The sequence below is a fragment of the Rhodococcus sp. ACS1 genome, assembly GCF_002300155.1.
GTDB lineage: Bacteria > Actinomycetota > Actinomycetes > Mycobacteriales > Mycobacteriaceae > Rhodococcus_F > Rhodococcus_F koreensis.
Genome location: NZ_NSDZ01000008.1, coordinates 550,530 through 566,730, shown reverse-complemented (window position 1 = coordinate 566,730; position 16,201 = coordinate 550,530). Strand labels below are relative to the sequence as shown.

Below are 16,201 nucleotides of genomic sequence, written 5' to 3'. Positions count from 1 at the left end.
TGGCGAGCCCCCTGCATGCAGCCCGGGTTCGGGTTCCCGTGGAGCAACACACCAGCACGCCCGGCGCCGGCAACCGCTCCCGCTCGGAACAACCGCGCAGGCCTCCTATTCATGGCCATCGATCCCTTTTGGGCACTCACAGATTGAACCTCCGCATGAGCAATGAACGTCAACGTGGTGGCAGCGCCGGTAGAGGATCGAACGCTGCCGCCCGCCCTTGCGACGATCAACTGATCCTCGAACTCGCCATCGAATGGCTACCTTTCAACGGACCCTCGTCAGAGGACATCTGGGTGCAGTTCGGGATCGATCGGACGCAATTCTGGGAGCGCATCTCGTGTTTACTCAGGTACCGGCGATGGACATGGCTACTGGATGCGTCCACAATTCGCGCTCTCTCAGAGCAAGCCGCGACGAAGCTGCAAGCACACCAGCGCTCGATAAAAGAATCGGACAAGACGATGACCCCCGAGCACCAACTGAGGCGGATTCATCATCCGTGAGAGGACATCTCGCAAGCAGGCATTGGTCACGGTGAAGCACTGGCCACGGAATGCAATGGGATTCGACACCGACCTCGCCGGATAGCCAGCACCCGACAACCCTCGACATCGACAGCTCAGAACCTACCTTCAATCACCACGACGTCGCTATCGGCAGACCGAATTGCGCACGCTCCGATACAGGAGAAATACCATCCATGATCGACAACCCGACCCTCACGGCCCAAACCCGATTCACCGGAACCCTTTTCGAACGCGACGATGAGGGCTATGAGAATGCACGCATCGGCCGAGTGTTCCACAGTCGATATCCTGACCGATTTCCCCCGGCCGTCCTGATGGCCGAAACCGAGAACGACATCGTTGAGGGCGTTCGGTTGGCCAAGGAACGTGGCTGGAAGGTCGGCATAAGGTCTGGCGGACACAGCTTCCCGGTGTGGGGCGTGCGCGACGACGCACTCCTGATCGACCTCGGCGGCTACAAAGAATTTTCTCTCGACGAGAACACCGGCGTCGTCAGCGTGACCCCGTCCGTCCAGGGCGGCAGCGAGCTGGGCGTCTACCTCGAGCAGTTCGGGCGGTTCTTCCCTGGCGGGCCGTGCCCGACGGTCGGTATCGGCGGCTTCCTCCTTCAAGGCGGCATGGGGTGGAATCATCGGGGCTGGGGCTGGGCGTCAGAGCAGGTTCTGGCGATCGATGTCGTGACGGCCGACGGCGACCTTGTTCGCGCCGATGCGGATCAAAACTCGGACCTTTTCTGGGCGGCCCGCGGAGCGGGGCCCGGATTCTGCGGGGTCATCACCCGATTCCACCTCCAGACCCGGCCGTTACCCAAGGCTCTTACCGGGACGATGCAGATCTATCCCGTGGAGCGGTATGCCGAAATTCTCGAGTGGCTCTCCGAAGCGCAGAAGGACATCGCGCCCAGCGTCCACCTGGTCGCGGTGTCGATGAATCCACAGTTCGAAATCCCCGGCCACGCGGGAGGCTACGTCTTCGCGGTGTGGGGACTCGCCTTCTGTGATACCCGCGAAGAGGCCGAGCAGGCGCTGGCACCCCTGGCGACCGCACCCTACTGCGAGCACGCGCTGATCGTGAACAATGCTCAACCCACGACAATGCAGTCCGAGTACGAGTTCGTCGACGTCACCCATCCCAAGGGCTTCCGCTACCGGGTCGAGTCGGCCTGGGTCGAAGGACCGTACGAGAAGATCGCTGCGGCCGCGCAGACGCTGGTCATGGACCGGCCCAGCAACGAGCCCGGCCATACCTTCTTCCAGTACACCCTTCCCCACGAAGGACCCGACCAGGCCATGTCGTTGATGACCGAAATGATGGTCGGGGTGTACATCATCTACAGCGACGCAGCGGATGACGAAAAATACCGGCAGTGGTCGCTCGGAGCGATGAAGCATTTGGAGCCCTACACGAAGGGGCAGTACTGGGGCGACTCCGACCAGCAACACCGCAGGGTGAAATGCCTGAGCGATGACGCATGGGAGCGGCTGCAGGTGATCCGCGCCGACCGCGATCCGGAGGGCGTCTTCGCCGACTACCTGGCCGGTGCCGGGGGCTACCAGAACATCAACGAATGGGAAACGCCTGACGGCGTAAATCTGACCAACACCATGAGCCAACCCGTCTGAAAGGCACGTTGAAATGGATCTTCTCAACAAGACAGCAGTGGTCATCGGAGGAGGAGCCGGTATCGGCAGAGCCGGTGTTCTCGCGCTCGCGCGCGCCGGTTGTGATGTCGTCGTCGCCGACATCGACGAGGCCGCAGCCAAGGCGGTTGCGTCCGAGGTCGAGGGACTCGGGCGGCGCTCCTTCGCGGTCGCCTGCGACACCACCCGAACAGAGGATCTCGCAGACCTGCACCGTCAGACATCCGAGGTGATGGGCCAGACCGACATCGTCTGGAGCCATGCAGGCACCTCGGTAGCCGGCCCGCTGGAGCAGATCCCTCTCGAACGGTGGGAGCATGTTCTGGACGTCAACGCTGTCGGCGTTGTCCGTGCCTTCCTCGAGTTCGGACCCGAAATGGTGGCACGAGGCTATGGCCACCTCATCGTCACCTCATCGAGCCTCGGGCTGTTTCCTGAGCAAGTGCCGTTAGGGGGTGCCTACACGTTGTCGAAGTCCGGTTTGATCGGCCTCGCCCGCACGCTGAACGCCTACCTCTCACCGCAAGGCGTGGGCGTCACCTTGCTCTGCCCGGACATCACCAACACGCGGCACACGCTCAATGTTCCCCTAGTTGGCATACCGACCGAAGTCTTCGAAGCCGGACTCGAGCTGGAGGCCCTTCAGAGCCCCGACGAGGTCGCGGACGCGTTGCTCGCCGGCTTGCGCGATGACACGTTCCTGGTCTCGCTCACCCCGGATGTCCGACAGAAACTGCACGACGACATCGACCAGATGACGGGGCGCGGACAGGTGCCAGACGGTGCAGTAATAGTCCAAAGCGGACGCCTCGTGATCGACGCGGCCTTGCATGACCGGGCCAGCGCCGCCATCGGGGAGCTAGTGGCGAAGTCGGTCCACGACGCGGGCAACATCTCGTTTGTTATCAGCGCTGACCTAGTGGCACGGGGGGTCTTCTACGTCTATGAGGAATGGGAGTCGCAGTCAGCGCTCGATCAACACGCCGATTCGGAACATGGCCGGGCCTTCGTCGGGATGCTCCCCTCCCTAGGAATGCGGGAGTTGTCGCTGCGCGTCCACCGGGTGGAATCGAGCCAGGAAGTCACGATCCCGGTCTGACGCCATACCGCCGACCGGCATGCACACCGCCGGTGCATCGTCGCCTCCAAGCGGGGGTCGGTCGGCGACCCGGCGAGCCACACACACGAGTCCACGGGCCAGGGCGCGGTCCCGTACTCGCTGCGCACTCCCCTCTCCGCATCTCCGCCGTGTCCTAGGACCTGAGCCTGGTGGTCAGCTCAAACGCCTAATAGGTCCGCCGTGGCCGGCGGCGGATCCGGCGATGTTCGATCACCACTCACCATTCTCCTGCGGCCGGGCGTTATCGAGCACACTCACTGCCGATCATGCCCGGCTCGCTAAATAGCATTGGCATGCAGTCGAATTCGTCGGCCGGAGCGTGCGTGCTGTGGACTGCCGGCCTGGACCGTGGCAGACCGCCGATCATGCCTGCCGACACGGTGTCCTTCTGGCTGAAGCCGGTCGGATTCTTCGACCGCAACCCCGCCCTCGACGTCGCCCCCACCCCGGAGGCGTGCGATCACCACCATTCCCACCACGAGGACTCCGATGACTGATTTCGAACGGCTCCGCGCCACCCTGCCCACCGGTCTGTGGATCGACGGCGCCCAGACCGACCCGATCGACGGCGGCACGTTCCCGGTTTACGACCCGGCCACCGGCACCCTCATCGCCGACGTCGCCGATGCCGGCGGCAAGGACGCGATGCGCGCGCTGGACTCCGCTGCGGCGGTCCAGGAGGAATGGGCGGCGACCGCGCCCCGGCAGCGGTCGATCATCCTGCGTTCGGCGTGGGAGAAGGTCATCGAGCGCACGGACGACCTCGCGCTGCTGATGACGATGGAGATGGGCAAGGCCCTGCCGGAGAGCCGCGGCGAGGTGAACTACGGTGCCGAGTTCCTGCGCTGGTTCAGCGAGGAAGCCGTCCGCATCCAGGGCCGCTACACCACGTCACCGTCGGGCAGCGGACGGATCATGGTCACCAAGGTTCCGGTCGGACCCACCCTGGCCGTCACGCCGTGGAACTTCCCGCTCGCGATGGGCACCCGCAAGATCGGCCCCGCGCTCGCCGCCGGCTGCACGATCATCGTCAAGCCCGCCGAGGACACCCCGCTCACCATGCTGCTGCTCGCCGAGATCTTCGCCGAGGCCGGCCTGCCCGCCGGTGTGCTGTCGGTGCTGCCCGCGTCGAACGCCGCCGCCGTCACCGAACCGCTGCTCGCCGATCCGCGGCTGCGGAAGGTGACGTTCACCGGATCCACCCGGGTCGGCAAGATCCTCATCGAGCAGTCCGCCCAGCAGGTTCTGCGCACCTCGATGGAACTCGGCGGCAACGCCCCGTTCGTGGTGTTCGACGACGCCGACATCGACGCCGCGGTCGAGGGCGCGATGGCCGCGAAGATGCGCAACGGCGGCGAGGCCTGCACCGCCGCCAACCGCCTGATCGTGGCCAACTCGGTGCGCGAGGAATTCACCACCAAGCTCACCGACCGGATCGCCGCACTCACCGTCGGACCGGGCAGCGAAGCCGGCACCAACGTCGGCCCCCTCGTCAACGAGAAGCAGCGCCGCAACGTGGCGTCCCTCGTCGACGACGCCGTCGCCGCGGGCGCCCGGGTCCGCACCGGCGGCAAGTCCGTCGACGGTCCCGGCTACTTCTTCCAGCCCACCGTCCTCGACGAGGTGCCCGCGAACGCGCGCATCGTCCGCGAGGAGATCTTCGGACCCGTCGCCGCGATCACCGGTTTCGACACCGAGGCCGAGGGCGTCGCCGCCGCCAACGACACCGAATACGGTCTCGCCGCATACATCTACACACAGAACGTCGACCGGGCGTTCCGCGTCGCCGACAAGCTCGAGAGCGGCATGGTCGGCGTCAACCGCGGAGTGATCTCCGACGTCGCCGCGCCGTTCGGTGGAGTCAAGCAGTCCGGACTCGGCAGCGAAGGCGGCACCGAAGGCATCGAGGAGTATCTCGAGACCAAGTACATCGGCTTCGCGTCTGGCCAATAGTCGCCCGACCGAGGATCGTCGACCGGTCATCCAGGTCTGGCCATAGTCGAGCGCGGAGATCTCTAGAGCGGCGAAGTTAACTGACCCGAATTCATACGTGAGATGCGAGGCCGCTCGGGCGAGACAGTCAACGTCCTGTTCGTAATCCCATGCCGCGCTGTCGCTGTGACATGCTGTCTCGGTCCACTCAATTAGCTGTGGAGTCGACGGGGGGACGTGCGTTGGTAGTGGAACTTCACGCCCAGCCCTGAGCCGAGGCGAACCCAATTGGCGGGCCGATCCACGACCGTACACGCGTCCAGGGCAGATCCCGAACTTCGCGAACCTCGTCGGTGACAACCCCCAGGTTGGCCATCACGAACCTCCATGACTTGTCCGGCAACGCGGGCACCGGAGCTGGGTTGAGGATAACCATGCTGGACCGCTCGACCCTATGGTTGGGTATTCGGCTTCTGATCTGCCTTGATAACCCACGCGGCGACCTGCGTTCGTGAGGTGAAGCCAAGTTTAGCAAGAATGTGTTCTACGTGCCCCTGCGCCGTGCGCTGTGAAATGACCAGCTTCGCGGCAATCGCCTTGTTGGTGAGACCTTCTGCGACTAGGTCCGCGACCTGACGCTCACGTCGGGTCAGTCTCATCGCAGCTTTAGCGGACTCCGCTTGCGGAGAAGGATCTTTCACTCTCAGCGCATAAGAGGATGCTTCCTCGAAACTCATTGCATTTCCATGCCGAATCCGCTCCTCGAACTCTCGATCACCAAGCGTACGGCGGATTCGACGCGCACATTCCTTCTGGTAGAGAAGCTTATCGAGAAGACTGGCAGAACTGGCCGTGCGATCTCCGATGTCACGCCACATACTCTCGGCGGCACCCAATAGCACTGCGGCTCGATCCTCGCGGCACTGGTCGGCTTCGATCCAAGCCAATGTCTGCAAGCATCGGGCGCAGCCAACAGGATCGTCGACACGACTTGCCTGACGCAATCCTTGTTCGAGCACAGCGGTAGCCCGTCCAGGGTCACCTCCTCTCCATAGTGCCCAGCCCCCAACCGTCGACGCTCGGCCGCTGTACAACAACTCACCATGTCGTTCCGTGACGGCGAGCATCGTCTCGTACCAGTGGATTGCCCGCGCTGAATCGTCGAGCAGCATGAAAGCAAGGCCGAGTCCCAACAGGCTCCCGATCTGGCAGAAGATATAACCGTCACCCCGAGCCTCCGCGATTGCTTTCTCGAAGCAAACTACGGCCAGGGAAGGTTTGCCGCTGTAGAGTGCCGTGCAGCCTGTTGCATACCCTGCTAGTGCGGACATCGAGTCGTTGTCGAATCCATCGGCGATGCCGTTTCCCTTCGCTAGTAGGGTTTCTCCCGCCGGAATATCACCTTGCATGCCCGCCAGTACACTCGCCAGGTAGAGAGATTTAGCCCGACCTTCTGTGGGTGTAACCATTTTGGAGGCTAACGCACGGTCGAGCCAGAGCCGGCCTTCGGCGAGATGGCCGCGCGAGAGCCAGAACGGAAATAGCCCGGCCGCAAGTCGCAGGCCATCTTCTGCATCGTCTTGCTCGCTCAAGCAGAACCGAAGAGCGCTACGAAAGTTCGGGTGTTCCCGCTCTAGGCGAGTGATCCATTCCAACTGCCTCGGACTCACCCAATCCGACTCCGCCTGCAGTACAAACTGCAAATACCAGTCCCGGTGTCGCCTCTGCAAGGCAGAGTACTCGCCGCTCATCTGCAGCTTCTCTCGGCCGTAGTCTCGCAAAGTCTCGAGTATCCGGTACCGCACCACCGCGCCTGCCTCCTCCCTGATGAGGATCGACTTATCGACCAGAGATGCGACCAGGTCGAGCAAGTCGGCAGGAAGAATGCCTCCGGCGCAGACAGCCTCCGCAGCATCCAGTTGGAAACTACCGGCGAACACCGTCAATCGAGCCCACAGCTGCTGCTCCTGCGTGGTGCACAGCTCAAAACTCCAATCGATGCACAACCGCAGCGTCTGCTGACGCGACGGTGCGCCGCGACTGCCGGCATTCAGGAGCCGGTACCTATCGGTCAATCGATCTAGGATCTGCTGCGCTGTCATGGATCGCAATCTCACCGCGGCCAACTCCACAAGCAACGGAAGCCCCTCCAGCCGTTGACAAATCTGCGCAACGGCCGCCTGATTATCCTCGGTGAGCTCGAACTCCGGCAGGACCGTGACCGCCCGTTCTACGAACAGGTTCACAGACTCGTACTGGGGCAGCCCTTGAAGTGAGGAAGGCCCCATCCCCGGGACCGACATCGGGGGCACCCGGATCGTCGCTTCACCGTTGATGCACAGAGGTTCACGACTCGTTGCCAATATCCGTACCCCCGGGCAGGTTCGCAATAGCGTTTTCGCCAGAGTGGCGACCGCATCCACCAGGTGTTCGCAGTTGTCAAGCACAAGCAGCAACTGTTTGCCGAAAAGGTAGTCGGTCAGCAGTGCTACAGGTGGATCGGCCGATTGGTGACGAAGGCCGAGGGTCGCTGAGACTGTGCTGATTACCAACATTGCGTCGTGAAGCTCGTCGAGTTCGATCAGCCATACACCATCTTTGAATGCCCGCCGCGAGTCGGTAGCTACGCGAAGAGCGAGTCGAGTCTTTCCGACGCCACCGATCCCGGTCAAAGTAACCAGGCGTGCGCCCGACAGCATTTTCTTCGTCTCGGCGAGCTCGCGTCGGCGACCGACGAAGCTCGTCACCTCCAGGGGTAAGTTTCCCGTCTTGCCTCGCACCTTCGGTGGCATCGACCGGTGTCGCCCCAGCGTAGGTGTCCGCTCAGAGGTACTGCGTGCAAGTGGCAGATTCTGTGCCAGTTCCGTGGAGATCCCGCCAGGTTTGCTCTCGACAGGATCGCCTTCTGGATACTTGCTTTCGGCGAGGCGAGGCACTGCCATATCATCGACTCGGCGGTCGTGCCGCCGCTCGCTCGCGCGAAGTTCATCACCAAATTCCGCTGCGGTGGCGGGCCTGTCTCTGGGGTTGCGCGCCATCGCATGTTCGATGGCTGCGCTGACATCATTGGGTACGTCGTGCTCGCGTAGGTCAGGTATCGGCTGCGTGGTGATGCGCAAGAATTGGGCTACGATCTGCTCGCCCCTGCGCCGTTCGAAAGGAACATGCCCGGTAATGGCACAAAATAGAGTGGCGCCAAGGCTGTAAACGTCGGAAGTTGGATTGGCGGAATCGCCGGCCAAGACCTCTGGCGCGGCGAAGGCTGGCGATCCGGTGACAGCTCCAGTGCTCGTCTCGAAGGCTCCGACCATGTGAGCGATGCCGAAGTCGGTCAGCTGAGGATCGCCATACTCGGTGAGCAGGATATTCGACGGCTTGACGTCGCGATGAAGGACATCGACACGGTGTGCAGTTTCCAACGCGCCAGCCATCTTCACACCGACGCGGAGCGCTTGGCCCCACTCGAGGGGTCCGTTATCGCGGATCCATGTCCCCAATGAATCCTTCGGGTGGTACTGCATCACAATGTATGGGAGACCGCTGCGGGTAACGCCGACCTCAAAGACATTGACTATGTTCGGGTGTCCCGACAGCCTTCCCATCGCACGCTGTTCCCGCACAAAGCGCCCTACATTTTCAGGATCAAGAGCGGAAACCAGGACTTTGACTGCAACGGTGCGATCCAGAGAAGGCTGCATGCAGCGGAACACGACGCCGAAACCACCGCGTCCAATCTCTTTAGCATCCTCGAGTCCGACCGCCTTCAGCTCGGCTGCCACCGAATGAGGCACGCCGCGCTGTGTAGCCGAGTTAACGTCGATCATCCAAACGCTTCGATCCTGGGCGGGTCTCAGCACCTTGTCCAGACACAGATCCCATCAACCCATTTAGATCAGCCTACATGCATCTTCGCTGATCAGAGACGAATCGCGCCTCGGAACGACGGCATTCGCGGAGTACATTACCGACCGGGAGGCCGTCGATCACCGCTTTCTCGCCGTCGATGCTCACGATGACGGACTCCGAGGTGGCGTCGGTATGCACCTTGACCTTGTCGCCGACCTTCACCGGCCCAGTCCTTCCGTTAGGGGACCTGCGATCACTGCAGTCAAAACCCCCTTTTGCCGGTTCGATCGTCGGTCGGACGAATCGGCGTCACCTCACGGGCCGGGTATCGTCGGCCCGTATCCTTGCTCCATGTCCGCTGATCCAGGCAGCGTCCGCGCCGACGGCCACCAGGCGCTGCCGAACCTGGCTGTACAGGATGCTTCGGCGGATTCCCACATCATCACAGCGGCGGCGCGCACCGGAACGGACATCGAGCTGCGGATTCACACGTCCATTGCACCGTTCGATGTTGCGGCCGAGGAGTGGTTTCCCGCGGCAGCCGGGTTCGCCGTCACGGCAACGTGCACACCGTCGACGCGCAGACGGGCGTGCCACGGTTTCTGCCGCCCGCGGAGCCCGCCGAGTGGGCGCGGGCGATCTTCTCAACCGTCGACTCCGCGCACGGGTACTTCCTCGGCGCCGTCGACCCAGGGCCGCGGCGACGGTCCGGCCCAGCAGGAAGGTGCGCCGACCACGGCGTTCGTCCGCGCTCGCCGTATCCCGCACCATCCGCCACCCGGACAGCCGCAGCACCACCCCGCAACCGGCCCCGGCCACCATGGCACCGCCGAGAACGACCCTCACCACAATCCATGGATCACTCACAGCTGGCTGGAACGACGTGGCCACCGTGTACGGCCGCGACGTAAACGCGACGAATACCACCACCGCCACCAGCCCGACGACCACACCCACAACCCCGAAAATCCCGCTCTGTCTCCCCACCTGCCCATCGTGTCACCGAAAGGTGCTCAGATACCGGCAACCGCGGCCACCGGCGGTTCCCCAACGCACATATGCGGCCTTCCCGATCCACAAGTCGACTGGATACGGCTGCGCGACGCGGGCGTCTCCGACGACCAATGCCGCGCGGGAATCGTTAAGTCGGGTTCACCGAGATACCTCGCGCCCCTCCCCGGCACCGCTGCGGCGGCGGCGGACAACCGCCGACCGCCGAGGGTCATGGTCCCCACAGACTCATAGCCTTCGCGGCAGAATGGCCACGCTGTGCACCAAGGCCATGTTGCAAGTCACGCGACCGGCATCGCGGCCTGAGCATCATGGAAGGCTCGCTCGATCTCGACCGAAATCCGGCCGCGGGAGGACACCTCATGACCCGCCCCGATCGCCCACTCACGAATCTCCCTCGAAGACTTCTTCGCCGGAGCCTTACTCACCCCTTCCCCCGTCACCGGCGCCTTCGCCGCGACCAACTTCTTCACGGCCGTTTTCTCCGAAGTTACCTTTGCCGCAACTGTCTTCTTCCCCGCCTTCTTCGCCGGAGCCTTGCTCGCCACTTCCCTCTTCGCCGGAGCCTTGCCCGCCGCTACCCTCTTGACCGGAGCCGCCGCCACAGCCGTCTTCTCGGCAGCTGTCTTCTTCGCTGCCGCCTTCTTCACCGGCGCCGGTTTGACCTCAGCCTTCTGTGTCTGAGCGTCGTGGAAGGCTTGCACGATCTCGGCCGGAATCCTTCCGCGGTAGGACACCTCGCGGCCATCTGCGATCGCCCACGCACGAATCTCCTTGTTCGTCGTATCTATCGGAGCCCTACTCTCCACTGCCTTTTTCACCGGCACCTTCGCCGTGACCGGCTTCGTCACGGCCGCCTTCGTCCCGGTCGGCTTCTCGGCAGCCGTCTTCGTCGCGCCTATCGTTTTCTCCGCCGGAGCTTTGCTCGCCGCTGTCGTCTTGACCGGAGCTGCCGCGGCGGTCTTCTTGGCAGCTGTCTTCTTCGCTGCCGTCTTCCTTACCGGCGCCGGTTTGACCTGAGCCTTCTGCATCGGAGCGTCATGGAAGGCTTGCTCGATCTCGGCCGGGATCCTCGCTCGGGAGGACACTTCCAAACCCTCCCCGATCGCCCACTCACGAATCGCCTTGGTCGTTTTCTGCGCTGGAGCCTTGCTCGCCGCCGCCCTCTTCGCTGGAGCCTTTCCTCCGACTACCTTCTTCACGGGCCGCTTCTTCGCAGCCGCCGTCTCCGCAACGATCTTCTTCGCAGCCGTCTTCTTTACCGGCGCCGGTTTGACCTGAGCCTTCTTCGCCTGCGCGGCATCGAATGCTTGCTCGATCTCGGCCGAAATCCGACCTCGGGAAGACACCTCCAATCCCTCCCCGATCGCCCACTCACGAATCTCTTTCGTCGTCTTGTGCGCCGAACCTGCAGAACCCCTCGGTGATACCGCCATACTTTTCTCCCTATTCGCCGGGCAATCGTCGATCGCACACAGTAGCGGCATTTCGGCCCTCTCACCGCCAGCAGATCGAAACGGCAAGTAATCACACGCGGGCCGCCCTGATTCCCGAGGACCCGTGCCATCACCCTTGTCGTCCAGCAGAAACATACAGAGCACCATCTGTCGACGGTGCCGACTCCTGCAGGACCACTGCGGCCAAGCAGGCCAGGAACTTCTTCCGCCCGCGAGTATGGCGAATGCGAATATTCTTGCACTGCATCCAATTACAACGACCAGAGGTCATCCCAGCGGGACCTTCGCACATGCACCGAAGGCCACGAGACTGCCGTGACACGAAACGCAGCTCAAGAACGAACAGCGGCGGGAAAGTGTCGAGCCCGCAACCACGGCCGGGAGGAAAGCGGGAGGGCCACACCGGAGACCCCATTCTCGCAATCGACCGCCGATCCCAACACCAGTTACGACCCTGCGTCCTGGCGTGGGATGCGCATCCACCGTCCGTGACCTTTCTCGAGGACCGGGCTACGGAAGTCGGGCGCTGCCCGCACCCACGTATTTCAGGTGGTGGACCTCGTCGAGGACCTTGACGACCTCGTCGAAGGTGCCCGGGGCGGTCATCACGTCGTTGGATTCGGCGATGGGAAGTGCGGCCGAGTCGAGGGCTCCGCAGTCGAGCAGCATCAGGGCGAGTTCGGCGGGGTTGTTGCGGCAGCGGTAGATCACCCCGTCGACGCTGGGGTCGGCGCCCAGGATCTGATGGCAGGTGGTGCGGGACCAGGTGTAGGCGCCACGGTCACAGCCGACCAGGGTCCCGGACAGGTTCAGCGATCGGAGGTCGCCGTCGAGGAGGGACGCCACGGTGATGTCCCGGCCGAGGACCATCCGGGTGTGTGTCTTGCCGGGCGAGTCGTGTGCGGCGCACTATCCCCGACCGGGGATGGGGATATCGCGGAGGATGCCTTCCGCGACGGCGCCGGCGAGGGACAGGGCGACGTAGAGGTAGCCGCCGTGGGAGTCGCCGATCGGCTCGAACCGCCCCTGCAGCGGGTCGCCGAGTGCGCGGATACCTTTGGCATTGAACGAGTTCGGTGGGTGCGGGGATCCGGTACCGGAGATCCGGTGCAGTGTGGTGCCCGCGGGGATCACCCGGGTCTGCGGGGGCCGGCCGTTGTAGCGCTCAGTACCCGGTGTCAGTCCATGCCCATCTGCTCGGCCGCCACCATCAGCTCCACCTCGGCCTCGGTCAGCGTGTGCACGGCAAGGCGGTCCACCGGCCGCTGGTCACCGATCAGTGGGTTCTCGGTGAACCACCAGTCCAGCGTTCCCCACGGGTCGAGGTCGCATTCCATGAGCCGGTTCGCGTGCTCGGCGACGGGGCGGATCTGTTTGCGCTCGCGGTCGAACTGGAACAGCGGATACCGGTACTGGTTGCCGACCTTCAGCCCGAGAAGTTGATGAGCTTTCCGCTTGGCGTTGGCCAGGGCCCGATTCACATTCCCGGACGGGGAGAGGATCTCCGAGACCTCGGTCGAGGAGATCGTGTCGCCCGACAGGGAGAGTGGGGACGGGTAGGTGAGGTTGCCGGTCGCGGTCTCCAATTCGACCTGTCCATGCGGATCGGTTCCTACGGTGACGGTCGGGGCCGGATCGGCGAGACCCCGTTCGGTGCGCGGCGCCCGGTCACCCGCGCCGCCCTCGGTGCGGGCAGCGCGGGTGGCACGGGGTAGCCGCTGCAGTTGGATGGTGACCACGTCGGTATCGGCGGTGTCGAACAACGCCCGCATCACCACACCGCCGGTGTCGGCGAGATCGGCGGCGTCCAACGCGGTGCGGAACGCGTCGGTGAGCCAATCCAGCGCCAGCCCCGTCGCCCGGAGATCGAACCGGAGCTCGAAGTCGATCTCGATGCCCCCGGCCGGGCGCCGCGACGCACCCTCGAACGAGAACACCACACGGGTGATCTCCCGTTGCCACTCCTGCGCACTCCTCGGGCGCTCCCGAACCTGCGTCCCGCCCGCCCGGCCACCCGCGATCCGCGGCTCCACCGCGACGCGATTACCACGTACAGCCGGGGACGAGCCGTGCAGGGAACGACCAGCAGCAGCGCCACCGGTGCGGCCGGGCCACCGGCTCGCGGCAGTAAACCCGAACCGGCCCGCGCCGCGATTCACAACCCGATACCGCGTGCGACCTGCGTTGCCGTCTTCTTTGCTCATGATGACCCGCTCCACCCGAGTACTACGTTTCTTACGATATCGACAAGTGTAAGTATCGTAAGACCATGTGTCCAGGTGCGCGCGCTCCACGTGCCAGTCACCAGCGGCTCCCGCGAGCGGAACGGCTGTCGGAGCGGCGGGGTACGACGTCCCGTTGCCGACCCGGACAGGCACCGTTGGAGAGGAGCCGAAGTGCACACCACGCCGCTCGGGGAACATCTTCAATCCTCCGGAAGAGGTGGATCCGGCGCCTCACGGTCATCGGCGACGCCGGGGTACGAGACGGTGGATGTGACGCCAGTTACTTTCGAGCGATACCCTTCGGTATCATTCGCCGTGTCGCTACCATCAATTGCACACCGTTCACCACCTCGCTAGAGGTGACCGAGTGTGAATCATCCGGGTTCATCCCGGTCCCACCGATGTCGAGCCCAGGCATCACCGCACCGACACTCCCTACGGCCGCGGCGTCGACCCGATCACAGCCCCGGATCGGGCCTGTCACTGCCGCCACCCGACTGCCACCTCCCGGGGATCGGAAGTACACCGCGATGTGTCGAAACATTATGTCGCACAACATTTTCCAAAATGCCATGCGCTGACACACTACAGTCCAACCCGGTTACCAATAAGGTCCTGCCCACCCACAGCGCCCCGACATCGATTTGCCTGGCACACATCCCCGGCCACAAGCCCAGGCCCGCCACACCCGCGCGCCCGCCCTGACCGACGGATCGGCTCACCGCTCCCCTTTCGAAAGCGACTCCTCCCGCTGTGCCTGATCATTTCCACCACTCTCCCCACCCGAACTGGCAGCACCGCGCCTTATGCCGCGGCAGCGACACCGACATGTTCTTCTCCCCCGATGGTGAACGCGGCAACGTCCGTGCCCGGCGTGAGCGCGCCGCCAAACAGATCTGCCAAGACTGTCCCGTGCTCGCCGACTGCCGCGCTTACGCCCTCACCGCCACCGAGTCTTATGGCATCTGGGGTGGCATGTCCGAGACCGAGCGCGCCCGCCACACCCGGCGCACCCGCCGCCCGGGCCGACCCCGCGAGTGTGTCGTGTCGACGGACCCTCTAACCTGGCGGATCCGAACACCCAGAGCGTGAAGGTAGAACAGCCATGGCCACCGACTACGACGCACCACGAGTCACCGAATCCGACGAGCCGGACACCTCCCTCGAACAGCTGACCGCCAGCCGGAAAGACACCCAGTCCCCCGTCGTCGACGTCGAAGACACCGACACCGCCGAATCCTTCGAACTGCCCGGCGCGGACCTGTCCGGTGAAGAATTCACCGTCCGCGTCATCCCCAAACAAGACGACGAATTCACCTGCACCAGTTGCTTCCTGGTCCACCACCGCAGCCGCCTCGCCGACACGGCGCAACAACTCTGCCGCGACTGCGCCTGAGGACATCGATACCTCCGAGCACCCCGGCGCCTGCGGGCACCGAGCCGATTTCGAGTCCACCTCAATAGGATTGGTGTGTGATTTCGAGATGTGGACAGTGCACCGCGCGGGATGTACACCGAACCGCTGACTGAATCGAGCATCGCCGGATCGATCGACGGCGTGGACTCGTAGGACTCGGGTTCAGTAGCCGAGTTTGGTGCGCAGCGAAGTCAGCGAATGCGAGGTCTCCACGGCGAGGTCGGGATGGATCGCCGCGATCGACTGGACCAGGACGTCGCCGACGAGGATGGACGTGAGCGCCTCCGCGCTGAGACCGGTCGGTGTATGCGGCGCCATCAGCGCGACGGCCACCCGATCCGACAGGGAATCGGTCAGTTCGTCACTGACGAGTATTACGTTCGCACCGACATCCCGAGCTCGGCTCAAGATGACGTCAACCTCGGTGATGACGCGGCCGGGGGCGAAGACGACGACGACGTCCGAATGCCGGATGTGGAGCAACTCGTCGGCGAGGGCGAAACCATCACTGTCGATGTGCCGGGCCGGGCACCCCACCCGGTTGAGCCGGAGTGCGAGGTGGGCGGCGGCGATACCCGAGGAACCCACCCCGTACGTGTGAGCCTGCCGCGCGTGCAGGATCAGCTCGATGGCCTGGGACACGGCGTCCGCACTGAGGAGGTTCTCGGCGAGCTCGATGCGTTCTCGCGCCTCCGCCCACACGCTGCGACTGACGTCCTCGTATCCGGATCCGAGGTGAGCGATGCGTTGCTGCAGCCGCACCTCGGGGGCCACCGTGGAGCTGAAGGGGGCTGCCACCTGCTGTTTGAGTTCGGACAGGCCGGTGTACCCCAGCTTTTGCACTGTGCGGACGACGGTTGCGTTGCTGGTGCGGCTCTCCGCGCCGAGATCGGCGGCGCTGGCATAGAGCAGTCGTTCGGCACTGCAGTTCGCCAGGAAGTCGGAGACTGCCCGCTCCGCCCGGGACATGGTGTCCCATTGGCCGCGCACCCGGGCCCGCAATTCGGTCACTCCAGGATTGTCGGT

The 16,201-nt window shown here is 64.0% G+C and carries 14 protein-coding genes and 1 pseudogene; 8 read left to right on the top strand and 7 right to left on the bottom strand.

The genetic code is table 11. From position 1 onward, the window contains the following. The first annotated feature begins 155 nt into the window (after positions 1-155). From CJ179_RS50915 to CJ179_RS36860, 5 genes are all read left to right on the top strand, one after another. Positions 156-503 carry a hypothetical protein gene (locus CJ179_RS50915; RefSeq protein ID WP_143548981.1) on the top strand — a complete coding sequence of 116 codons (348 nt, stop codon included), beginning with the start codon at positions 156-158 and terminating at the stop codon, positions 501-503. 197 nt (positions 504-700) lie between these two features. After that, positions 701-2,149: an FAD-binding oxidoreductase gene (locus CJ179_RS36875; protein WP_095864721.1), complete on the top strand. Its 1,449-nt coding sequence runs from the start codon at positions 701-703 to the stop codon at positions 2,147-2,149. A gap of 13 nt (positions 2,150-2,162) precedes the next feature. Beyond that, the gene (locus CJ179_RS36870; protein ID WP_095864720.1) at positions 2,163-3,266 is read left to right on the top strand and encodes an SDR family NAD(P)-dependent oxidoreductase; all 1,104 of its coding nucleotides are present in this window, start codon (positions 2,163-2,165) and stop codon (positions 3,264-3,266) included. Between the two features lie 314 nt (positions 3,267-3,580). Next, positions 3,581-3,784 carry a hypothetical protein gene (locus tag CJ179_RS36865; protein ID WP_095864719.1) on the top strand — a complete coding sequence of 68 codons (204 nt, stop codon included), beginning with the start codon at positions 3,581-3,583 and terminating at the stop codon, positions 3,782-3,784. Beyond that, positions 3,777-5,240: an NAD-dependent succinate-semialdehyde dehydrogenase gene (locus CJ179_RS36860; RefSeq protein WP_095864718.1), complete on the top strand. Its 1,464-nt coding sequence runs from the start codon at positions 3,777-3,779 to the stop codon at positions 5,238-5,240. The genes CJ179_RS36865 and CJ179_RS36860 overlap by 8 nt, the downstream gene beginning before the upstream one ends. Before the next feature lie 431 nt (positions 5,241-5,671). On the opposite strand, the gene CJ179_RS36855 is transcribed toward CJ179_RS36860, so the two are convergent. Together CJ179_RS36855 and CJ179_RS51670 are read right to left on the bottom strand one after the other, a co-directional pair. Continuing rightward, entirely contained in the window at positions 5,672-9,043 is a 3,372-nt protein-coding gene (locus CJ179_RS36855; protein ID WP_095864717.1) for a protein kinase, read from the bottom strand. Positions 9,044-9,116: 73 nt separating this feature from the next. Next, positions 9,117-9,287 carry a hypothetical protein gene (locus tag CJ179_RS51670; protein WP_179377738.1) on the bottom strand — a complete coding sequence of 57 codons (171 nt, stop codon included), beginning with the start codon at positions 9,285-9,287 and terminating at the stop codon, positions 9,117-9,119. A 129-nt stretch (positions 9,288-9,416) separates the two neighbouring features. Between CJ179_RS51670 and CJ179_RS54210 the strand changes: the two are divergent. Next, positions 9,417-9,976: pseudogene (locus CJ179_RS54210) on the top strand (N-formylglutamate amidohydrolase). A gap of 381 nt (positions 9,977-10,357) precedes the next feature. On the opposite strand, the gene CJ179_RS36845 reads toward CJ179_RS54210, so the two are convergent. The 4 genes from CJ179_RS36845 to CJ179_RS36830 all read right to left on the bottom strand — a co-directional run bounded on the left by CJ179_RS36845 (position 10,358) and on the right by CJ179_RS36830 (position 13,737). Next, positions 10,358-11,512 (bottom strand): histone-like nucleoid-structuring protein Lsr2, encoded by a 1,155-nt coding sequence (locus tag CJ179_RS36845; RefSeq protein WP_095864830.1) that lies wholly within the window; start codon positions 11,510-11,512, stop codon positions 10,358-10,360. 531 nt (positions 11,513-12,043) lie between these two features. After that, a complete protein-coding gene (locus CJ179_RS53295) occupies positions 12,044-12,403 on the bottom strand; it encodes a hypothetical protein (RefSeq protein WP_257015965.1) in 360 nt (119 codons plus the stop codon). Between the two features lie 39 nt (positions 12,404-12,442). Further along, entirely contained in the window at positions 12,443-12,667 is a 225-nt protein-coding gene (locus CJ179_RS36835; protein ID WP_095864716.1) for a hypothetical protein, read from the bottom strand. A gap of 44 nt (positions 12,668-12,711) precedes the next feature. Continuing rightward, positions 12,712-13,737, bottom strand: coding sequence for a hypothetical protein (locus CJ179_RS36830; RefSeq protein WP_143548980.1), 1,026 nt, complete (start codon positions 13,735-13,737; stop codon positions 12,712-12,714). Between the two features lie 774 nt (positions 13,738-14,511). Here CJ179_RS36830 and CJ179_RS36820 point away from each other — a divergent pair. Both CJ179_RS36820 and CJ179_RS36815 read left to right on the top strand, forming a co-directional pair. Next, a complete protein-coding gene (locus tag CJ179_RS36820; RefSeq protein ID WP_095864713.1) occupies positions 14,512-14,850 on the top strand; it encodes a WhiB family transcriptional regulator in 339 nt (112 codons plus the stop codon). Between the two features lie 13 nt (positions 14,851-14,863). After that, entirely contained in the window at positions 14,864-15,154 is a 291-nt protein-coding gene (locus tag CJ179_RS36815; RefSeq protein WP_095864712.1) for a DUF4193 domain-containing protein, read from the top strand. A gap of 183 nt (positions 15,155-15,337) precedes the next feature. On the opposite strand, the gene CJ179_RS36810 is transcribed toward CJ179_RS36815, so the two are convergent. Continuing rightward, positions 15,338-16,186 (bottom strand): MurR/RpiR family transcriptional regulator, encoded by an 849-nt coding sequence (locus CJ179_RS36810; protein WP_197436384.1) that lies wholly within the window; start codon positions 16,184-16,186, stop codon positions 15,338-15,340. Positions 16,187-16,201 lie beyond the last annotated feature (15 nt).